The organism is Shewanella litoralis (assembly GCF_009828585.1).
Classification (GTDB): domain Bacteria; phylum Pseudomonadota; class Gammaproteobacteria; order Enterobacterales; family Shewanellaceae; genus Shewanella; species Shewanella litoralis.
The window spans coordinates 26235-47916 of sequence record NZ_WSRZ01000012.1; the positions used below are offsets into that span (position 1 = coordinate 26235).

Here is a 21682-nt window from a genome sequence, read left to right on the forward strand (position 1 = left end):
TTTGATGAATTATCATCCCAACGACTTTAGCTATCGTACAAAGGGCATTTTTTTGTAGGTTTACCGCTTTGCATCTATCCCGTAAACTGCGGTATCTGAATTTTTCCTGTTAATTAATGAGAGCATTCTATGTGGTTTAAAAATCTCACCCTATATCGTTTCAATAAACCGTTTACAACTGATACCGAAGCATTAGAAACGGCCCTGGCCGATTTCACCTTTTCACCTTGTTCAAGCCAAGACATCAGTAAATTTGGATTTTCAAATGCATTAGGCAAAAAAGGCAACGCCCTGGTTCATAGCGCTGAGAACCGTCATTTAATTTGTGTCACCAAAGAAGAAAAGATTCTACCCGGTCAGGTGATTAAAGAAGCGTTAGATGAAAAAGTGGCTGAAATTGAAGATCAAGAAAACCGTAAAGTCACTAAAAAAGAAAAAGACACCATAAAAGACGAGATCACTACCACCTTATTACCACGGGCATTTTCACGCCGCAGCCAAACTCACGCATTGATTATGCCTGAGCTAGAAATGATTTTAGTAGACAGCTCAAGTGCCACAAAAGCTGAAGAGCTACTGGCATTGTTACGTAAAGCGCTCGGCAGTTTACCGGTGATCCCATTGAGTTTTGCTACGCCGATAGAAGCAACGCTAACGCAATGGCTGCAAGCTGGCGAAGCACCTGCCCCTTTTGAGATGCAAGATGAGGCGGAATTAAAGTCTGATTCTGATGAAGGTGGTATCGTTCGCTTTAAGCAACAAGTACTGCAAGAAGATGAAGTGCTTGCGCATATCGCTACGGGTAAGCAAGTTCATAAATTGGCGCTGCATTTTGGTCAGTCAATTGCCTTTTTAATGCAATCTGATGCAAGCGTAAAACGGATTAAGTTTTCCGAAGAATTTAGAGCAGGAAATGATGAAGTAGGCACCGAAGATCCTATTGCACGTCTTGATGCTGACTTCGCCTTAATGGGCAGCGAATTAGTCGCTTTTATCAATGCAATTAATCAAGCATTCGGCCCGCTTGAGCAAAACGTATAATAAGGACAAAATATGAAACTATACGGCAGTTTTACCTCGCCTTTTGTTCGTCATTGTCGCATTGCCCTATTAGAATCGACACTTGATTTTGAATTTATTGAAACAGATCAAACTGCGAGTGCGACGTTATCGCCCACAAAACGCGTTCCACTGTTACAAGATGGCGAGTTAACACTTACAGACTCGAGTGCCATATTACGTTACATCCGCAATAAATCAGCGGTTCCATTTATTGAGAATGCTAGCCAATTTGATCAATATTGCATGATCAACACCGCACTCGACAGCACTATTAATTTGTTTTTCTTGGCAAGAGACGGTGTCGATATTGAACGTTTTGATTATACACTCAGACAAGCACAGCGAGTTGACTCTATTTTAGCCGAGTTAGAACAACAAAAATGGCCACTTCATGGCCCTTTTGATGATGTTCAGATCAGACTAGCGTGCTTTTTAAGTTGGGCGGTATTCCGTCAACGGATCAATATCGACCGCTACCCTAGAATGAAACTGTTTTTAGCAGCAATTGAGCGAGAACCGTTTTTTAGTGAAACCGCGCCACCCACTTAATCGCGTTAAATCTTAATGAATAAAAAAGCCCTGATATTTCAGGGCTTTTTGTTGTTAACAATAAGGCTATGCTTCGTCGTCAGTCTTATATTCACCGTCTGCATCAAATGGCCAATCAATGCCTAGCCATGCTTTAAAAAATGCTTTTTGCTCTGTAGTAACAGACTCTAGCGCTTGTATGCTTAATTCGCCTTTAGGTTGCTCCCCTAAAACCATACTGACCTCTTTTAAGCGATCGTTACTAAATACCGTTAGTTTAACTTTATCTCCCGGTTTGAAATCATCAAAACGTTTAGCAAACGCGTCGGCAGTCACTTTTAAGTCATTAACGGCAAGTAACTCATCGCCCGCCGTCAGACCCGCTTTCCACGCTGGGCTGTTTTTGGCCACGGTGGCTAATACCAAATCGCCGTGAAGACCAGATAAGCCAATGCCGGTATCAACTTGAGTTTTGGGCTTATCGCCATAGGTTGTCACTAAACCGGCTTGAGCTAATAACGTATCAAACTCTAAGCTAAACGGTTGGTTAACAAACTTCTGCCACCATGGTTGATAATCTTTACCCGTCAAGGTGGTGAGAATATTTTGCACGTCTGCCACGTTATAACCCATAGGGATTTTAAAGTCCTGGTATAACGCTTTGTGCACATCTCGATATGAATGGGCTAACTCACTGTCCTGGATGACACTGAAATCCAACGCCATGGAGGCAAGATAGCCCTCAGAATAGATATTCACGCTGTGATTAATCGCATAATCTCCCCAGGTGCTACTCCACTGACCTAAACTCGCCTCAGCAACAGATTGAGTGTCACGACCTGGGTTATGCTCATTAAGCACAATTCGCAAACTTAAATCGTCAAAAAATTCTTTAGCTGTTATCACCCCAGCACGCAGTAATAATTGATTTTGAAAATAACTGGTTGAACCTTCGGCAACCCAGAGTAAATCACTCATGTTTTCGGACTGATAATCATAAGGCACTAAACCTTGTGGCCGATATGACTTCACATTCCAGGTATGAATAAACTCGTGAGATGCCGTACTAATAAAACGCAAATAATCTTCACGCTCACGAAAATTAAAACGCGGTAGCTGAATCACAGTTGAATTGAGATGCTCAGTAGCACCACGGGCACCGCTCGTGGCATGCACCATATACACATAACGCTCAAACGGATAATCATCCCAAATCATTGACGCCTGACCACTGATTTTACGTAAATCAGTTAAGATTTGTTCTGTGTCGTAATTGCCCTCGCCCCAAAAAACCACTTCATATTCACGACCATCCGCTTCAAAACTAAAATCCTGGTTAATACCCGTTTCAATAGGTGAGTCGGCGAGCACATCATAATTAGCCGCTTTGAATGAATGTGAGCCACGTCCCTTCTCCATGCCAGAGAAGCTTTTCCAGCCTTTAGGTACTTTCATATCAACGGTGACGGGTTCCTGACGAAATTCCGGGCTGTACATCAATACGCCACTGGCATCTAAATAAGCATGGCTTTCATCGATATGACGCAGGCGATCAGCCAATTCATTAGCGTGTAACTGATAAGTCACCTTGACGGCTGTCGGCTGAGTTAAGCTAATGGTCCACTCACCACTTGCCGTGCGCTGCCAAGGTAATACCTTGCCCTTACTGTCGGTGGCTTCAAATAATCTTACCCCGTCTGCCACTGGCAATACCTGATAGCGGCCTGTGCGCCACACAGGTAAATTAACCGTTAATTGTGTCGATTCGGTTTTAGGGAAAGAAACGCTAACCTGCGCTAAATGGTGTGCGGGCTGGTTAATATCAATATAGTAATCAACATCTGCCAAGGCTGACGTTGTAAAGCACATCGACAAAAGCACGCTTGTGGTTAAAAAAGCAAGATTAGTAGGTTTCACTCTAGGTTCCTTCTGGTATGATTCTATTTGTTTTTATTTTAAATTCCGAACAATTATAACAATCTACGCTAATTTACAAAGTGGCCATTTACGACTCATTACAAAAAGTATTATTAAGTCGGTCAATATGAATGAGTGTGACACGCTCATCACCTGCCTAGCGTTATAGTTAAGAAACACATAAAAGGGTTAAATTGCTATGCTGCGACTCGCTCATCTTGTCTTATTATTGTCACTATTTATCTGCTCAGCCGTAGCCGCAAAAGATCTTGAACAGCAGGAAATTGAATTCAAAGAAAACCCCAATAAACTGTTAATTAAACTCTCAAAATCAACTGAGTTTCCATTACAGTTCACCAGTAAAGACCAGTTTACACAAATTGCCCGCGAATTAGGCTATGAGCCTATTGAGTTACAACGCGATTTAGAAGTCCTTGCCAGAGTCAATCTTGAAACAAATTTAAGTTCGCCAACGAAATACGACGATGCCAAATTATTAATTGAACAACTTGATTTAATCTCATCGACCGCATTCGATGAAGCCATGGTTATTATGTTAAAGGCAAGGTTAAGGGCACGCGAAAATAAAGAATATCAGCCGATTGTTGTTCAATACATGGATGCATTAAACAAAGTTAACACCGACATGAGCTTACAAGCCACGTTATTTAAATACATTCTCCACGAGCACTTAGGTGGCTTGAATATGATGTTGCTTCAATCAGCTCCGTCATTGTCGCACTACAATCGCTATCGTGAAATTGCTTATCAGCTACACAATGACTATTTTATTGCAGAAGCAGAAACCGCACTGGGTAAATATTACAATCGAAATGGCGACAAAGCTAAATCATTACAGCATTTTAGCGAAGCATTTAGATTAGCCAGTGGGGTTAATTACCCCATGTTAAAATCACAAGCATTGATCAACCTAGCGCGTACTTATCGAGATTTAGAACAATGGGAAGATGCCTTAAAATATGCCCATGAAGCCGCTGAAATTCAGCAACAACTTGGCTTTGAAACCTACCTTGCCGAAACGCTCAATGTCATTGCAATGGTGTACGAAGGACAAGAGAAATGGAGTAAAGCGGTTGACTACTATTTAAATGCACAACAAGTTAACGAACGTGTCGGCAATGTTATCGCCGTAGGTATTAACTTTCATAACATGGGCGGCATCTACTCGAAACTCAATAATATTCCTGCTGCACTTAATGCATTACAGCGTGCCAATGATATTTTTAGAACGCTAAAAACTAACCATTATTTGGTTCATAACGAATTATTATTCACTCAAATCAATGCTCAACAAGGTGATTGGACAGAAACAATCGACCACGCAAAAAAGACACTTGAACTGGCTAAAAAACTCAAGCAAACCGACATTCAAATTGAGACGCTAGGATATTTATCTACAGCATACCGTAAAACAAATGATCTCAATGCGGCAATTGACGCGGTTGAAACTATCATCACATTAACTAATAGCCATGAAGAAAACCCAGAAGACAATAAGGGCTACTCAGAACTCACAGAACAAAAGTTAAAATTTGAATTAACACTTGTCAGCAACAAACTTGAGCAACAAGCCGCAAAAAGCAAACATCATCAATTAATGATTATTTTATTGGCTTTTAGTTTAAGTATTGCAGTCGCGGTAGTGATTTTTGTTTGGCGTAAATTAAGGCTTAAAAATAGCTTATACCTCAATGCAAAAACGCTTAACAATATCGAACCGATGGCACAACTCCCGGGATATCGTGCATTTATTGAAAAGTTAGACACACTCGATCCAACTAAACCACAAACCTTAGCCATGATTAATGTCGGTGAGCTAAATAACCTTGATATCCAACTCGGGTTAACAGAGTCTCGCGCACTCATGCAAAAACTGATGATACAAATGAGCCAACACCTCAACACTGAAGTCTTTATGATCCGCTCAGGGCTGCTGGCTTGTTATTTTAATCAACAACGCGATGCTGATTATATTTACGATGCATTAGTATTATGCCTTGAAAAATTAAAGACTATACAACCTACTATCCCGCATTTTGCTCATTTGCACGATGCCCACCAGGCGAGTATTGGCCATATTAACTTACCCTTATTAGCCAATCCAGATGTTAATATTAGTGCTCAACTGCACTTTGAAACACTACAGTACGCATTAGCAGCCGCCATCGACATTAAAGAAAAACCTGTTTATGTTTCATTAAGGCCACTTAATTTCGCTCCAGCCGCTATTTTTATGCCGCCACTATATTTAAATCTGACTCAAGCATTGAACAGAGGCATTATTCGCGCTGAAAGTAATCGAAATACTTTAGAAATCAATTGGCCAAAAAGCTAATTGCCTAATAAACTAGCAGTTACCATCTAATTGCTAATGTTTATCCGCAATTAGATTTGTTGCACAACATTAATGAGATAACATCACTATAATATACGGACTAAGAGATGATCCTCAGCACTTGGATTGAAGCACTAGGATTGTGGCACTAGATAGTTTATTGCTATCTAATTAATAGTAGGCAATGAAATAATGAAAGAGTCTGATACAGCGATTTCGCAAATCACCTTAATGAAGCAAAAACTTCATGCTGCGAAGCTTGCGCTGGATGATATTAATACCGATCGCAATGACAAACTAAAAACGCTTATCCAGTTTATCAGTCACCTAAGCCTTGCCTGCAAAGGTCAAAACTTAGAACTCGACAACAAACTGGCTAAGTTGCGTCATCATATGCAAAGTTTTGAGCAAATTGATGAAGCCCTTCCCGAATTGGTTGATATAGAACGTTTACTTAAATCGCAATATAGCCATACCATGTCGCGCCTAGAAGACAGCCGCCTTGGCCTGACACGTGTCATTCGTCAAATTCAACGCATCAACTCAGCACCAGACAAACTCAAAAAAGAAATTAACTACTTCAAACAAGATCTCAGCAAGCCTTTTCATACCGTATGGGAATACATTCCTAAAGTTGAAAAGCTCATCTTTTTTTACGAAGAGATTTTAAAGCAGGAAATTTCCGGTTCTGACAACTACGACATATTGCCGCAACATATACAATTAGCCAGAGAACTGGCTGCCAAAATAGCAGAAGTCGAATTTAGAAAAGATCAACGTGATCAAATACTAGTAATCAAAGAAGTGTTACTCGGTGATATTCATGTTAATGGTTTGCTCGATGCATACCAAACTATCTTAAGCCTGTTGCTTGACAATATCGCTCGTGAAAAAACCGCTTCACAAGATTTTTTGTTCGCCTTAAATGATGCGCTCAGTATTGTCCGTGACGTGGTAAACAGCACTTATAATAACAGCCAACGTAGCGAACAACTTAAAGGCCAATTAAACAAAGAAATTAACTTGCGCGTCAGCAATGCTGACTCAATAGTCGTTGATATTGACAATATTACTGAGCTAAAAACCCAGCTCACCGTACAATTATCATCACTGCGTGATGCATTGTCTCGTAAAGAAGCACTCGAACAACGTGAGCAAACCATTTTACGTAAATCGATAGACTCTATGCGTAAAGAGCTTAACGCAATGAGTAACGAAGCAAATACTTATAAAGAAAAGCTGTTTGAACACCAAAAACTGAATTTATTAGATCCGCTCACTCAATTGTCAAACCGCACAGCGCTAGAAGACCGGATGGAGCAGGAGTACCGCAACCACGTGCGCTTTAAAACGCCATTATGGATTGCGGTAACTGATATCGATCACTTTAAAACTATTAACGATAATTTTGGTCACAGCACGGGTGATAAAACCTTACAAGTGATTGCGATGGCACTCAAGAACTCATTACGTGACAGTGAGTTTGTAGCACGTTATGGTGGCGAAGAGTTTGTCTTATTACTGCCAGGTATCACAGATGAACACATCTCATTGATGCTTAACCGAGTAAGAGAGAAAATTAAAAATATTCCGTTTAAGTTTAAAAATCAGAGAATTACAGTTACATTATCTATAGGTGCTGCACAAGTAATGGAAAATGAGACGCTCGAAGAAGCATTCGAAAGAGCCGACGCAGCCTTATACCAAGCAAAAAACAACGGCAGAGACCGAGTCGTTATTGATATCTAGTCCATTGCAAAGCAATGTTCTTTGGACTCGATAACACATTCGAGTCCAAAGGAGTTGCTTATGATCGTAAAAATTAGTCCACGTGGTAGCCTAGACCAACTGTCTCAATTAGAAGTCGAACGTTTAAGACAAGGGGCAAAAAGTGACCTCTACCAGTTATACCGCAACTGTTCCCTCGCAGTACTCGCTTCAGGCTTAATTAGCGACAGTTCTGAAGAGCTATTTAGCCGCTATGAATCATTTAACATCAACATATTACAGCGCGAACGCGGTATTCAAATTGAATTAATCAATCCCCCCATGCAAGCCTTTGTTGATGGTGAGATTATTGTCGGTATTCAAGAGCACTTATTTGCCGTACTGCGCGACATTATCTACATCAGTAATAAATACGATAACCTAAAACACATTGATTTGACCAATGCCAGCCACATTACCAATGTGGTGTTTGACATTTTACGCAATGCGCAAGCCATATCACCGATGAAAGATCCCAATGTTGTCGTGTGTTGGGGAGGCCATAGTATCAATCCCGTCGAGTATCAATACACTCGCGATGTAGGTTATCAATTAGGATTACGTGGCCTCGATATCTGCACAGGTTGCGGCCCAGGTGCAATGGAAGGGCCAATGAAAGGAGCGACCATTGGGCATGCAAAGCAGCGTGTATTAAATGCACGTTATATCGGTTTAACTGAACCCAGTATTATTGCAGCTGAGCCACCTAATCAAATTGTCAATGAACTGGTGATTTTACCGGATATTGAAAAACGACTCGAGGCGTTTGTACGCCTTGGTCACGGTATTGTTATCTTTCCTGGTGGTGCTGGTACGGCAGAAGAACTGCTGTATTTTCTGGGTATTTTATTACACAAAGATAACTGCCACACCCCATTCCCATTGGTATTAACGGGCCCTGCAGAAAGTGCTGAGTATTTTACCGAAATAGATGCCTTTATCGGTGCAACACTCGGAGAAGAAGCCCAGAATAAATACCAAATCATTATTAATGATCCTGTTAAAGTAGGTCAAATAATGAAACAAGGGATGAGCGAGGTCAAAAACTATCGAAAAAATAAAGGTGACGCTTATCAATACCAATGGTCACTCAAAATTGAGCCAGAATTTCAATTACCCTTTGATCCAACCCATGAAGTTATGGCAAATTTAAACTTATACTTTCAAGATAACAAAGCAGAACTTGCTGCTAATCTGCGCAAAGCCTTCTCGGGCATCGTTGCGGGTAATGTAAAAGGCGACACAATTAAACTTATCCAGCAACATGGACGATTTAACATCCAGGGTGATGTACAACTCATGCACATGATGGATAACCTGTTAACAGCGTTTGTTAAACAACAACGAATGAAACTACCCGGTAGCGCTTATGAGCCCTGCTACAACATAATAAAAAAATAATGAATAAACTGCTGATTATCGATGGATTAAACCTTGTACGCCGCATCCATGCGGCGCTGCCTGATGAAAATGACATAGCTAGCGTGCAACAACGCTCACTGGCTGCGTCGCAAAAAATGTTACTACAACATCAACCTACCCACATTATTGTAGTGTGGGATGGTAATGAAACATCCTGGCGCAAAGTGCTGTACGACGATTATAAAAAGGGCCGCAAACCCATGCCCACAGCACTCAGCGAAGGCTTATCACAAATTAAAGCCACACTCGCAGACAATGATATTCACTCATTTGATGCCCAATCTGAAGCCGATGATGTCATTGCGACGATTGCCACCAAAGTAATAAGTAACAATGGTGAAGTGGTTATCGTGTCAACCGACAAAGGTTTTAGCCAACTACCAAGTAAAAATCTCACCTTATGGGATCACTTTAATCAGCAGACGTTTGATATCCAGCAATATGAAAAGAAATTGGGGATTGAACAATACCAACTACTCGATTTTATGGCGTTAGCAGGTGACAGTGGCAATAAAATACCAGGAATAGCCGGGATAGGACCAAAATCTGCTGCCGACTTACTCAATAAATTTAGAACTCTTGCCAATTTATATCGCTCACTCGATAACCTGGGTGCAAAGCAAGCGCAAAAGCTGGCTGAGGGCAAAGACATGGCGCGAATAAGCTACAAGCTTGCTCAACTGCAAACTGATATCCCACTCAATGTGAACTTAAAGCAATTTAGAGTTAAGAGCGCGGAGTAACTCGATTACCCCTAATCTTAAAAAAAACGCTAATGATTGAATAATAAAAACGCCTCAGTATCTATAATATTGAGGCGTTTTTTTGTAGCAGCGATAAGCACTAATGGTTAATCGGCTTTTTTGTACTCCTGGTACGCTTCACCCTGCTTGAGCCATTGTGGTGCAGGTTCACCTTTTAAATAATGATCAAAATATTGTTTCATTTTAATGCTGTAATCGAGCTTATTAGGGTACTTTTTCAAGTGATGAGGCTCATCTTGATATTGTAAAAACACCACATCTTTGCCCGCTCGACGCATCGCTAAATACAACTCAACTCCTTGCTCCCAAGGCACTGCATCGTCTTTATCACCAAACATAATCATCATTGGCGTTTGAATACGATCGGCATAAAAGATAGGTGAGTTTTCAATGTACTTTTGCGGAGCGTCAAATAAACTGCCACCAATTCGGCTTTGACCGGTTTCGTATTGGAATTGACGAGCCAAACCAGAACCATGGCGAATACCACTATAAGCGCTAGTCATATTTGATACTGGCGCTCCTGTTACAATCGCTTTAAAGATGTTGGTTTGAGTGACAGCATAAGCACTTTGATAACCGCCCCACGAGTGGCCTTGAATACCCACTGCATCAGGATCGGCCACGCCCATCTCAATCAGTTTTTGCACACCGGCGGTTAATGCTTTAACAGACGAAATACCTGGATAACCAATTTCAAAACGGATATCGGGTAAAAAGATGGCATAGCCATTGTCTGCATACCAGGCAAAATTAGGGCGATGGTTGAGCTGCATGTCAGGAAAAGCATGTAATCTGTCACTCATAAAGCGATAAAAGTACACCATGGTTGGATACGCTTTACCTTCCTGATAATTACTCGGCTTAATGAGCACGCCATCCATTTTTACACCATCGCCATCACGCCAATGCACAAGCTCAGCTTTACCCCAGGCAAAGTCGTTACGTTGAGCATCAAGTGAGGTGAGTTGTTTAGCATTCTGTACATTATTAACATCTGCACTGTACAAGTCTGGATACAAATCATAGCGTTGTTTTGAAAACACCACAGTATCCGCTTCGTTAGCACGGGCTAATAAGGTTAATTTACTGTCACTATCGGTTACACGCTTAACAGCAGATTGCCCCACTGTCGCAGCATAAAATGCGTCTGCTTTAGTGGTATGGCTATAACCTTGTAATATGACTTTTTGACCTTGACTAATAATTGCAGGTAAACGTTTTTGTTTAGCCAGCCCGACCACTCTAAATTGGATTTTTTGCTTACGCCCCTCACCATTAGTGAGCATAAAGCCTTTATGTGACGTGGTATCAAATTGCCACATGTCGTATTTATCGTAAAACGTAATGCCAGAGTCATCGTCAAGCCAAGGGCCAAAACCGTAACCCGGTGCAGCGCTAGGATAATCATGATCTTCATCGGCAAAAGGCGTAGAGATATTCTGTGTTAGGTTCACCGTACGTCCTGATGAAATATCACGTAAATACACACTACCCTGCTGATAATAAGCGAGGAATTTTGCGTTTGGCGACAAGGTAGGCATGGCATCACTCGGCTGCTGTACCAATATTTGCTGCTTGTTGCCTGTGTTCAAATTAACCAGATACACATCGCGGTAAAACCCTGCCCAGGTGATCATTTTTTGGTACGGTACATCTGAGCTTGCCACCAAATAATCAGCTTGCTCACCATAAGTCACATCAGGCACTGCCTGGTCGGCCAATTGCAGCATTTTATTTGAATCAAGATGCAACACCGCAAGGTAAGTACGTTTTAACTCTTTGGCGTACTCTTTCACTTCTTGTGGTTTAATCTTAGGGTCTTCACCATGCCAGACTCGCAATTGCTTACTAGCCGTTATGATCTCAGGGTTAAACACATCTTCAGCTTGTTTGTACTGAGCTAACTCAGCTTGCTGCGCCACGCTAGGGACTCTGCCAACAAATAAACGTTGGTTGTCTTTAGAGAACTGTAAACTCGAGTGTTGGTTGTATCGCCAGGCGTTATTGCCAGTAAACAATTGCTGCTTAGCGGTGTTAATATCAAGCACTAAAAGGCTATGTTCGCGGCCGTAACGTGCTACTGATGCATCACCTTTAGTCAAAGCTACAAAGTGGCCATTATCGCTGATGGCAAGCGCTTCAAGTTGCTCGGTTTCACTGGTAAATAATGTCTCAGGACTTAATGAGTCGAGCTTTACTAGGGTTAATTGATGTAATGCCTCTTGCGAATCATTTTGTAACACCGCTAAAGAAACGCCAGCTTTATCAAAAGCAAATTGACTCACATTGTCTAATATTAACTGCTGATTAGTGTCAAGCTTAACCAGGGTGACTTGAGTGCCAAGGTCGGCTTTATCAACCTCTTGGTCATCATCTTGTTTTTTGTCTTTACTCTCTTTTACAGGCTTAGCTTTTGCAGACTCATCCGACTCAGCTTTTTTATCTTCAGGCTTATGCTTGACCAGTAAATAGCCGCCATCGTCACTAAATACGGCAGTGTCGACATTATCGAACTGTTGCTGATTACCTGTGTCAGTGGCTAATAACACCACAGAGTGAGGTAAGTCATCGCTTTTTTCTGTTTCACGCTCAAACAAAGGAGCTTGCAAGGTGGCTAATACAAAGCGCCCATCAGCACTGACCTTAACATTGCTGCCTCGGTCAATTTGGTAGTGTTTACTGTTATCACTAAAACGCACTAATGCACGACTATCACCACGGTCAGGCTTGGCCTCTACGGCTATCACCTTGCCATTATCTGAAATAACCGGCTGTTGCAGGGTTTCGAAATGCATAATATCGTCAATGGTCAATGGATTGGGCGCCGCAACACCGTACGCACTCACGCTCAGGCACAATGCCAGTGGAATTAAATTAAATACCTTCACAGTTTCCTCTAATTATTATCATGATGGATTGTCTGTTTGATCAATGGCGAGGCGATATCGCATTGAGTTGCATACGACCAAAGTCGTCTATATAAAAGCATCACACCGAATAAGCTATTCGAAATCAATTTTCACCTTACCACTTGAGTAAGCGTAAACTAAATCTATGTCGAACTGACTGACAGTCATAGTAAAACAATCGGATTAGAATTGACTTAAAAATACCGTATATAATGTGATAACACTCACTATTTTCTGTAAATAAACGTTAAAAGTCGGTAAAATACGCCGCAGAAAAACGACGGGGTTTATCGTCGTCTGACCGTAACCTTGCTTGCGGTTCAACACTTGCAGTAACCACAACCGTGGAAGGACTATTCATGCCAAAACGTACAATTACCGTAATCCCAGGTGATGGGATTGGACCTAGCATCATCGATTCAGCTTTAAAAATCCTCGACAAAGCAGGATGTGACTTTGAATACGAATTTGCCGATGCTGGGTTAACGGCGTTAGAAAAGCACGGCGAGTTATTACCACAACGTACGTTAGACCTCATCGAAAAAAACCGTATTGCCTTAAAGGGCCCTTTAACAACACCAGTCGGCGAAGGTTTTACTTCAATTAACGTCAGTCTTCGTAAAACATTCAGCTTATACGCTAACGTGCGTCCGGTTAATTCTTTTAAAGGTACTCAGGCTCGTTACGAAAACATCGACATCATTACGGTTCGTGAAAACACCGAAGGTATGTATTCAGGTTTAGGCCAAAAAGTGTCAGACGACGGCCAAACCGCTGAAGCGACCAGTATTATTACTCGCCAGGGCGCTGAACAAATTACCACGTTTGCTTATGAATTAGCCCGTAAAGAAAACCGTAAAAAAATCACGATTGTTCATAAAGCCAACATCATGAAATCGACTTCAGGCTTATTTTTAAAAGTGGCACGTGAAGTGAGCCAGCGTTATCCAGACATCACCACAGAAGAAATGATTGTTGATGCGACTTGCATGAAATTAGTCATGAACCCAGAAAACTTCGATGTGATTGTAACTACTAACTTATTTGGTGATATTTTGTCTGATCTTTGCGCTGGTTTAGTCGGCGGATTAGGCATGGCACCGGGTGCTAACATTGGCCGCGACGCCGCTATTTTTGAAGCCGTACATGGCAGTGCCCCAGACATTGCAGGCAAAAACCTGGCAAATCCAACGTCGGTGATTTTAGCGTCGATTCAAATGCTTGAGTATTTAGGCATGTCAGACAAAGCTGAGATGATCCGCAATGCCGTTGCTGCAGTCATTGAAGAAGGCGACCGTACGACGCGCGATTTAGGCGGCACTCACGGTACTACCGACTTTACCCAAGCGGTTCTAGATCGTTTAGGTTAAACACTTTTCTACAAGCTTTTAAGCTTAACAAAAAGCCCGCTGATAATGATTATCAGCGGGCTTTTTATTGATTGAGTAAAATCATTAAACCTAACTAAGGTTAAGCGTAACTCACGCCCTTTTCAGGGAACAACCACAAATGCACAGTCACTTCATCACGGTCGTGATACAGATGCTTACACTGCATTTTAAAGTCAATTTCGTTCTCAGTTAAAATGGTGCTCATGGTTTCTAAAATGGTGCTCACTTCTTTGTAACGGCTCTTCATCGGTAATTTAAGGTTAAAGATAGCTTCTTTAAACCAACCATTTATAGCCCAGGCTTCCATTAGCTCAGCCACACGCGCTGGCTTTTCAACCATGTCACACACTAACCAGTAAATATTTTTACGCGGTGGCTCAAAACGAAAGCCGTCGGCGCGATAATGTTTAACCTGACCTGTTTCCATTAATTTAGGATCCATTGGGCCGTTATCAATTGCAGCCACCATCATACCGCGGCGCACTAATTGGTACGTCCAACCGCCTGGGCAGGCACCTAAATCAACCGCATTCAAACCACTGCGACAACGCGTTTCTTGCTCTTCCTTAGTTAAAAACACCCCAAAAGCTTCATCGAGCTTCAGACTTGAGCGACTCGGTGCATCTGTTGCCATTTTTAAACGAGGTATGCCCATAAAGTGTGGAGAGCTGTTGCTACTCAACGAATATCCCGCATAGGCTTTACCTGGGGCAATAAAACACACATGAATAATAGGACGACGGTCATTATCTGCATTGAGTAATGCGCCACTTTTCTTTAAGCCTTGACGCAGCGGTACCGTAAATTTACGGCAAAAAGCTGACAGCTCTTTAGCTTCATTGGTGTCTGGGGTTTCAACGCGTAAGTCGCCACATTTAGATAACTCAGATAATGCAGCAACCACCGGGCTCACCCTGTCTTGCTCTGGTAAATCCGATAACAGCTCGCCCGCAGCAAACATTTGTCTAGCGAAGACTAACGAACTTAGCGCCAAATCTTTAGCTAAAGTATCCGCCCCATCCTCTTCAAAACACTGATAAATAACATAAGCATCATTCACGTTGGTTTTAACAAAGCCACCAACGTTGAGTTCTGCTGCGCGTTGTTGAATTTCTGCGGCGCAGTCTTTTTCATAGCCTGAGCGACAAAATAGGAATAGGTTTTTCATTTGGAGCCTTAACGTAAGGATGGTCGCATAGGATCGCGAGACAATAATCTCGCTATTATACCCAAAAAAACGTTAGGAGGGAGAATTAAGGCAAACCGTTATTTATCTGTTTTTGATTGCCACACAGCGGTAGCAAATAACACCCACCCTGCCAGCAAGCACAAACCGCCCATGGGGGTTATCGGCCCAATCCATTTCGCGCCCGTAAAAGCATATAAATATAACGATCCTGAAAATAGCACCATACCGGCAATGAAGCTGTAAGCTGCCCAATGGAGTAATTTAGAGGTAATCCAATAACCCGAAAAGGCTAACGCGATCAATGCAAAAGTATGATAAAACTGATACTCAACACCGAGTTTAAAAATGCTAACCAACTCTGGTGGTGCGATTGCTTTTAGTCCATGAGCACCAAATGCTCCCAAAGCCACCGCTAAAAATCCACTCAGGGTTGCGACAAGCAACAAGCTTTTATTCATGTCATTATTCCTATGGAATACTCAGATAAATTTAACCATTAGAAGCAATAAATTGACTGATATTACTTACCGCCAATTGCATATTACCCGCTAAGGTATAGCCGGACGACTTTCGCGGTTGCAGACTGTGATCGCCATCGCTCATCCAACACAACACAGTCTTATCTGTTAGCGTCCAGGCGGGGACCTGTTCCCGACCACCAAACTTATCTCGTTCACCTTGAACGATAAGTATAGGTAATGGATTCGTTTGAATAGGTGCTAGTCGAGGTTCGCCACCTTTTAATGGAATAAACGGATAGCCAAGGCACACTACAGCACAAATGTTAGCCGCAACCTCTTTAGCTTGAGCCGATAAAAATACGTGTTCAGCGCTGGTCAATATCGCCGCCATACGACCGCCCATTGATTTACCCATGAGCACAATACGTTTTGGTGCGATCAATCCTTGCTCAATCTTATGCCCAACGTCTATCAACACCTGTTCAAAATGAAGCAACAATTTGGGCGCGCGATCGGGTGGGCGACGTTTGCCATCTTGCATATTAGCTTGCATATACAAAAAATTAAATCGATACACTTGAAAGCCTGCACTGACTAATTGGTCACTCATATTAACCATAAACTCATGATGCATATTGGCACCGGCGCCATGCGCAAAAATAATCAAGGTATCACTTTTAGGCCCTTGTAAAACATAATCTTGCGCCAGTGTTGTCTGACTATCCGGTAAGCAACTCACTGCGTGACTCCTCTGCAAACATGTCGACCATCCATTCTCTGAATGCTGATATTTTGCCAATTTCAGAATGATTTTGTTGGCATACCAAGTAATAGGCATCTTTACTGACTAACACTTCAGAAAACGGGCAAATTAAGCGCCCCGCTTTAATATCTGGCCTTGCCAATACACTGTAGCCTAGCGCCACGCCTTGCCCGTGAGCCGCAGCCTGAAGCACCAGTGACGAGTGGCTGAATATCGGCCCCTGGTTAACGTTAATGTCAGTTACGCCGCATTGCCTAAACCAGGCTTGCCAGTCTTGGCGGCTAGAGTCATGTAACAAGGTATGGAATTTTAAATCACTTGGCTGAGATAACGGCTTAGGGCCATTGAGTAATAAAGGGGAGCACACAGGAATGAGCACTTCATTACGTAACTTGTCTGCTCGTAAGCCAGGCCAGTTACCTTGGCCATAATAAATCGCCACATCAACATCATCGGTTAACGAACTCGCGTCGCTGTCTACTGCCTTAATACGCACGTCAATGTCAGGGTTTTTCTCACTAAATTTAGCCAATCTCGGCACTAACCATTGAATCGCAAAACTCGGAGACATACTCACGGTTAATGAGCCTACGGCACTGCGCGCAAGCAAGCGATTTGTGGCCTCACCCAGCTCAATAAAAATATCTTTAATATCGAGAAAGTAGCTTTGGCCTTCTTCTGTTAACAATAATGATCGATTCTTACGCCTAAACAGCTTTAGCCCTAAAAAATCTTCTAATGCTTTAATCTGATGGCTTACGGCGGCTTGAGTGACGAACAACTCTTCTGCGGCGCGGGTAAAGCTCAGATGCCTTGCTGCTGCCTCAAATGCTTTCACCGCATTTAAGGGGGGCAATCGTCTAGACATAGTGATCAATCTCTCATTTTATGATTAGTTTTTCTAATGATTATCGTTATTTTTTGTCGTTTGTAAAGAACACTGTGTTTGGTTAAATTAGCATCATTGAAAATACAGTTGGACAATCTCTACGACGTAATCGGGATAGTCCGGCAAATGTGAAAAATTAGCCTGGAGGCTCACCCCATATGTTCAACTTAAAAACGATTGTTGCGTTCACTCTAACATCCATCATCGGATTAACCACTGCACACGCCACAGAGTTAGAACCGATTAACATGATCGACTTGCATGCAGAATTATCTCAAAGCATTGAAGCGATGAAAGTGGACATCAACGACGATGTTAACAGCATTTTAGTTGCAGACAATGAAGAAGCACAAAAAACTTCAGAAGCAACGCAAGCAAACTAATTCTCGCTCCGCGCGCAGACAATAAAAAACCGCATTTAATGCGGTTTTTTATTGTCTGTAAGTTTTTATTGTCTGTAAATCATCAACCAATCAATAATGCCATCAGCATTATTGATTGGCGTTATGTTTATGGACGGTAAACTTTAACGTTCGTATAACCTTGCTCAATTAAATACAGCGCTTGCAGCTTACTCATGACGCCACGGTCACAATATAGCAAATAAGTTTTACTCTTATCTAAATCAGCAAATTGCGTTGCCAGTTTAAAAAATGGAATGGTTTTAACCATCACGTTATCTAGCACTAATGGTTTACGCTCTTCTTCTTCAGGTGCGCGCACATCAATGACAATCTCTTCTGAGGCGACATCTTTAACCGTTTCAGTTTCGGTGACCTGTTGATTCATTTCAGCCTCAATGTCGCGAATATCCATCACAACTGCAGCATCAACAACACGATCAATTAAATCTTCAGAGAATTTAAGCTCTTCTTTTTCAACTTTAGATAAAATCGCTTTCACGGTTGGCTTTTGTGAAATAACACCACAATATTCTGGAATTGATTTAGCAAAATCTTCAGTGCCAATCACTCGGCTCTGATTAATAATATCTTGCTTGTCCATTGCAATCAGCGGTCGTAAGATCAATAAATCCGTACTGCGATCAATCACATTTAAATTGGTTAAGGTTTGGCTAGATACTTGACCTAAACTCTCACCCGTAACCAACGCCTGGATACCATATTTGTCAGCAATACGAGTCGCTGCACGCATCATCATACGCTTTAATACTACACCCATTTGGCCATTATCAATCCGCTCAAGGATCTCCTGAACCACAGGCTCAAACGGCACGGACACAAAACGAACCTTGTGAGATTCACCATAGGTTTTCCACAAATGGTAAGCCACTTGTTTTACGCCGATCTCATGTTGCGCGCCACCAAGATTGAAGAAACAATAATGGGTACGAGCACCTTTCTTAATGAATTGAAAACTCGATACACCAGAGTCAAAACCACCAGAAATAAGCGATAACACGTCTTCTTGAGTCGCCATTGGAAAACCACCAAGGCCAGGAATACGACGCTCAACCATGTAAAGCTTGTCTTGATCAATTTCAAGATTCACCGTGACATCTGGATTTTTAAGTTTTACACCCAAAGCGTCAGTATGTTGGTTTAATCCGCCGCCAACATAACGTTCAACCTCAATAGAGTTAAAATCATGGTTCCCTGAACGCTTAACTCGCACACAAAAGGTTTTACCTGCAATTTCATCGCGGTACTTAGGCAACACCTGTTGATAAATATGATCAATTGAATCAAACGCGTATTCACTTACTTGCACCACATGTGCAATACCCGGAATACAGCCTAAACGTTCTGCAAACGCGTCGCCTAGTTCAGGTTTATTGTCTGGTACTTTAACTAAAATACGATCGTATAAACGTTGTACTTTGGCTTCTTCATCAACCTTTTTCAGTACGTTACGAATATTGGTTTCGAGCATTTTGGTAAAACGCATTCTTACCGACTTGCTCTTCATCATTATTTCAGGGTACAGCTTTACAATAAACTTCATGGGGTGTCCGCAGGCATTGCTCATCCCGTAGCATAGACAAAACATGGCTAGCTAAAGGAGTTGTAATACGTTGATTATAAAATTAAAAAACAGCTTACAGATTTGATACATCTGCTTTATTGATAAGCCAAAGCCAAAATGTAAGCAATAATTCGCGGATTATACCAAAAGCTGACTATTAACCAAACTTATTCACGGCTTGGACGTTCATTTTGTGCAGACAACACCATTAATACACATTCATATAACAAAAAAGCGCAACCGGTTTAGGCTGCGCTTTTTTTATAAGCAAACCATCTTATTGCTCTACGGTTATCTCATTAGACTCTTTAGCTTTTCCTTGCTCAATGGAAATCTCAACTCGACGGTTGCGAGTCCGATTTTCATTGGTGTCATTGGGCACAAGCGGTCTATTTGACGCTTCTCCCACCACTTTCATGCGGGTTTCATCAAACCCTGGCACTCGGCGTAACTCATCAGCAACCGCAACCGCACGCTGGCTCGACAACTCCCAGTTAGAGCTATAAAGCTCATTACTAATATGGGCACCATCAGTGTGGCCAGACACAGTCACAATACCAGGGACATCTTTCAATAATGCACCAATAGAGCGAACAATCGGTTTAAATTTAGGCTGTAAAAAACCCGAACCTGAAGCAAACGATCCTTTTTCTCGAATACGAATAATGATCTGCTGGCCTAGCGATTCTATTTCAATGGCGCCGTCAACGATTTCTTCGTTGAGCTTTTCAGCCATTTTCTTCACTTGTTCATTAATGTTTTCTTGTGCAGAGGCGGCATCTTTTTTTACTGACTCAGCTTCTTGCTGCGCCGTTGCTGCCGCATTACCACCACGCTGATCGCCACTTTGCTTTTGTGTGCCACCTGCGCTGTCTTCTTCACCGGCTTGATATTCAATTGTTGGCTGAGTCATTTCATTGGTTTGCTGGTTGATTATCTCAATCGGCGTGGGATCGGGTCTACCGGGGCGAAACTCAAGCGCAATCACCGATGTCCCCTTCGGGATATCTTTCACTTCGACTTTGTTCTGCACCCCAAATGCGTACTTCATTGAGCCAGCTATTTGCTTAAACTTCATGACATCCATTTCTGAGAATGCTAACAGCAATACGAAGAAGCACATCAGCAATGACATTAAGTCAGCAAAGGTTGCTAGCCACATTGGGGCGCCAGCAGGTGGACAATCACACTTGGCCTTAGCCATTTGTTACTCTCCGTCCGTTGTATCAACTTTTCGTTGTTTTTCTGCAAGATAGTTCTTTAAGAAGCCTTCAATCACACGAGGGTTTTGCCCGTCTTGAATCGCCAATACGGCGTCCATAATTAAATTACGGTTTAGCAGTTCTTCGCCCATGCGCAATGACAACTTATCGGCCATCGGTATCGCAATCATATTGGCAATAACAGCACCGTAAAGCGTGGTTAACAACGCAACCGCCATTGAAGGCCCAATGGATTTTGGGTCATCCATGTTAGACAACATGGCGACTAAGCCAACCAAAGTACCAATCATGCCCATGGCTGGGGCCACATCACCCATGGCTTTAAAAATACTTATCCCTGTTTTATGGCGCTCTTCAGTTAAGGCAATGTCTTTTTCTAAAGCATTTCTCACCACATCACCGTCGTGACCATCTACTAACATATCAACGGCTTTTTGCATAAAGGTATTGGTAATGACCGCTTCTTCTAATGCTAAAAATCCACCTTTACGGGCAGCATCTGCCATGGTGACAGATTGTTCGATTAAGTCTTCTGGTTTATCAATTTTAAACATGAAGGCTTTCATGCCGATTTTTATCGAGCCTAAAAATTGTTTTAGGTTAAATTTCATCATCACAACAAACAAAGAGCCAGCAACAACAATTAAAATTGATGGGACATCGATAAATAAACCAATACCGCCACTGGTCACCATTGCGCCAATAATGAACGCAAACGCGCCGATAATACCTATTAGGGTAGCTAAATCCACAACCTCTCCTCAATCGCAGTGATGACTCTGCTTTTTGTGCGCTTTAAAAGTGCAATTTATAATGACGTTTTAGCACAGCTAACATCGATATTAAGCAAACTTAATCTCAATCGTTATGCATTACTGCAAAAGTTGCAATACTCTCTTTAGATAACATGATGGTATCAATCTAACATCAGTTTACGCTATTGATTTAAAATCTTAACTCTTTATCGGACAATCTCGGCTCAAGTTTAGCCCGTTTTTGTGGTTTCTAAAAAAAATTCAATAACAAAGCGTGCTGTTGAGCAAATAACCAGC

Annotated in this window: 17 protein-coding genes; 8 read left to right on the forward strand and 9 right to left on the reverse strand. The window is 42.0% G+C overall.

Going from position 1 to position 21682, the window contains the following annotated elements:
• Positions 1–129: 129 nt before the first annotated feature.
• Together rdgC and GQA99_RS10980 are read left to right on the forward strand one after the other, a co-directional pair.
• Positions 130–1041 (forward strand): recombination-associated protein RdgC, encoded by a 912-nt coding sequence (gene rdgC, locus GQA99_RS10975; protein ID WP_160053929.1) that lies wholly within the window; start codon positions 130–132, stop codon positions 1039–1041.
• Between the two features lie 12 nt (positions 1042–1053).
• Positions 1054–1611 carry a glutathione S-transferase family protein gene (locus GQA99_RS10980; protein ID WP_160053930.1) on the forward strand — a complete coding sequence of 186 codons (558 nt, stop codon included), beginning with the start codon at positions 1054–1056 and terminating at the stop codon, positions 1609–1611.
• Between the two features lie 66 nt (positions 1612–1677).
• Here GQA99_RS10980 and GQA99_RS10985 read toward each other — a convergent pair whose 3' ends face one another.
• Complete coding sequence (locus GQA99_RS10985) at positions 1678–3507, reverse strand: M61 family metallopeptidase (protein ID WP_373291438.1); 1830 nt, start codon at positions 3505–3507, stop codon at positions 1678–1680.
• A gap of 199 nt (positions 3508–3706) precedes the next feature.
• On the opposite strand from GQA99_RS10985, the gene GQA99_RS10990 reads away from it, so the two are divergent.
• The 4 genes from GQA99_RS10990 to xni all read left to right on the forward strand — a co-directional run bounded on the left by GQA99_RS10990 (position 3707) and on the right by xni (position 9795).
• Positions 3707–5863, forward strand: a complete 2157-nt coding sequence (locus GQA99_RS10990; protein WP_160053931.1) for a tetratricopeptide repeat protein — start codon at positions 3707–3709, stop codon at positions 5861–5863.
• A 192-nt stretch (positions 5864–6055) separates the two neighbouring features.
• Positions 6056–7612 carry a sensor domain-containing diguanylate cyclase gene (locus tag GQA99_RS10995; protein ID WP_160053932.1) on the forward strand — a complete coding sequence of 519 codons (1557 nt, stop codon included), beginning with the start codon at positions 6056–6058 and terminating at the stop codon, positions 7610–7612.
• A 60-nt stretch (positions 7613–7672) separates the two neighbouring features.
• Positions 7673–9031 (forward strand): nucleotide 5'-monophosphate nucleosidase PpnN, encoded by a 1359-nt coding sequence (gene ppnN, locus GQA99_RS11000; protein ID WP_160053933.1) that lies wholly within the window; start codon positions 7673–7675, stop codon positions 9029–9031.
• Positions 9031–9795: a flap endonuclease Xni gene (xni, locus tag GQA99_RS11005; RefSeq protein ID WP_160053934.1), complete on the forward strand. Its 765-nt coding sequence runs from the start codon at positions 9031–9033 to the stop codon at positions 9793–9795. Before ppnN ends, xni begins: the two co-directional genes overlap by 1 nt.
• Positions 9796–9902: 107 nt before the next feature.
• Here the strand turns inward: xni and GQA99_RS11010 are convergent, their stop codons facing one another.
• Positions 9903–12707, reverse strand: a complete 2805-nt coding sequence (locus tag GQA99_RS11010) for a S9 family peptidase (RefSeq protein WP_160053935.1) — start codon at positions 12705–12707, stop codon at positions 9903–9905.
• Between the two features lie 380 nt (positions 12708–13087).
• Between GQA99_RS11010 and GQA99_RS11015 the strand changes: the two genes are divergently transcribed.
• The gene (locus GQA99_RS11015) at positions 13088–14098 is read left to right on the forward strand and encodes an isocitrate dehydrogenase (RefSeq protein WP_160053936.1); all 1011 of its coding nucleotides are present in this window, start codon (positions 13088–13090) and stop codon (positions 14096–14098) included.
• Between the two features lie 100 nt (positions 14099–14198).
• Here the strand turns inward: GQA99_RS11015 and rlmM are convergent, their stop codons facing one another.
• The 4 genes from rlmM to GQA99_RS11035 all read right to left on the reverse strand — a co-directional run bounded on the left by rlmM (position 14199) and on the right by GQA99_RS11035 (position 17400).
• Positions 14199–15287, reverse strand: a complete 1089-nt coding sequence (rlmM, locus tag GQA99_RS11020; RefSeq protein ID WP_160053937.1) for a 23S rRNA (cytidine(2498)-2'-O)-methyltransferase RlmM — start codon at positions 15285–15287, stop codon at positions 14199–14201.
• 98 nt (positions 15288–15385) lie between these two features.
• Positions 15386–15766: a DUF423 domain-containing protein gene (locus tag GQA99_RS11025; protein ID WP_160053938.1), complete on the reverse strand. Its 381-nt coding sequence runs from the start codon at positions 15764–15766 to the stop codon at positions 15386–15388.
• 31 nt (positions 15767–15797) lie between these two features.
• Positions 15798–16508, reverse strand: a complete 711-nt coding sequence (locus tag GQA99_RS11030; protein ID WP_160053939.1) for an alpha/beta family hydrolase — start codon at positions 16506–16508, stop codon at positions 15798–15800.
• Entirely contained in the window at positions 16489–17400 is a 912-nt protein-coding gene (locus tag GQA99_RS11035) for a transcriptional regulator GcvA (protein WP_160053940.1), read from the reverse strand. Before GQA99_RS11035 ends, GQA99_RS11030 begins: the two co-directional genes overlap by 20 nt.
• Before the next feature lie 179 nt (positions 17401–17579).
• On the opposite strand from GQA99_RS11035, the gene GQA99_RS11040 reads away from it, so the two are divergent.
• Positions 17580–17804: a hypothetical protein gene (locus GQA99_RS11040; protein WP_160053941.1), complete on the forward strand. Its 225-nt coding sequence runs from the start codon at positions 17580–17582 to the stop codon at positions 17802–17804.
• Positions 17805–17931: 127 nt separating this feature from the next.
• Here GQA99_RS11040 and thiI read toward each other — a convergent pair whose 3' ends face one another.
• From thiI to pomA, 3 genes are all read right to left on the reverse strand, one after another.
• Positions 17932–19386 (reverse strand): tRNA uracil 4-sulfurtransferase ThiI, encoded by a 1455-nt coding sequence (gene thiI, locus GQA99_RS11045; protein WP_160053942.1) that lies wholly within the window; start codon positions 19384–19386, stop codon positions 17932–17934.
• A 298-nt stretch (positions 19387–19684) separates the two neighbouring features.
• Positions 19685–20611: a flagellar motor protein MotB gene (locus GQA99_RS11050; protein WP_160053943.1), complete on the reverse strand. Its 927-nt coding sequence runs from the start codon at positions 20609–20611 to the stop codon at positions 19685–19687.
• Between the two features lie 3 nt (positions 20612–20614).
• Positions 20615–21382, reverse strand: coding sequence for a flagellar motor protein PomA (pomA, locus tag GQA99_RS11055; protein ID WP_160053944.1), 768 nt, complete (start codon positions 21380–21382; stop codon positions 20615–20617).
• Positions 21383–21682: the final 300 nt, after the last annotated feature.

Bases quoted from the DNA above. Each gene is read 5' to 3' on its own strand.
- GQA99_RS10995 (WP_160053932.1), top strand. From the start codon at position 6,056: ATGAAAGAGTCTGATACAGCGATTTCGCAAATCACCTTAATGAAGCAA.
- GQA99_RS11035 (WP_160053940.1), bottom strand. From the start codon at position 17,400: ATGTCTAGACGATTGCCCCCCTTAAATGCGGTGAAAGCATTTGAGGCA.
- GQA99_RS11025 (WP_160053938.1), bottom strand. From the start codon at position 15,766: ATGAATAAAAGCTTGTTGCTTGTCGCAACCCTGAGTGGATTTTTAGCG.
- GQA99_RS11015 (WP_160053936.1), top strand. From the start codon at position 13,088: ATGCCAAAACGTACAATTACCGTAATCCCAGGTGATGGGATTGGACCT.
- GQA99_RS11050 (WP_160053943.1), bottom strand. From the start codon at position 20,611: ATGGCTAAGGCCAAGTGTGATTGTCCACCTGCTGGCGCCCCAATGTGG.
- rdgC (WP_160053929.1), top strand. From the start codon at position 130: ATGTGGTTTAAAAATCTCACCCTATATCGTTTCAATAAACCGTTTACA.
- xni (WP_160053934.1), top strand. From the start codon at position 9,031: ATGAATAAACTGCTGATTATCGATGGATTAAACCTTGTACGCCGCATC.
- thiI (WP_160053942.1), bottom strand. From the start codon at position 19,386: ATGAAGTTTATTGTAAAGCTGTACCCTGAAATAATGATGAAGAGCAAG.
- GQA99_RS10980 (WP_160053930.1), top strand. From the start codon at position 1,054: ATGAAACTATACGGCAGTTTTACCTCGCCTTTTGTTCGTCATTGTCGC.
- GQA99_RS11040 (WP_160053941.1), top strand. From the start codon at position 17,580: ATGTTCAACTTAAAAACGATTGTTGCGTTCACTCTAACATCCATCATC.
- ppnN (WP_160053933.1), top strand. From the start codon at position 7,673: ATGATCGTAAAAATTAGTCCACGTGGTAGCCTAGACCAACTGTCTCAA.
- rlmM (WP_160053937.1), bottom strand. From the start codon at position 15,287: ATGAAAAACCTATTCCTATTTTGTCGCTCAGGCTATGAAAAAGACTGC.
- GQA99_RS10990 (WP_160053931.1), top strand. From the start codon at position 3,707: ATGCTGCGACTCGCTCATCTTGTCTTATTATTGTCACTATTTATCTGC.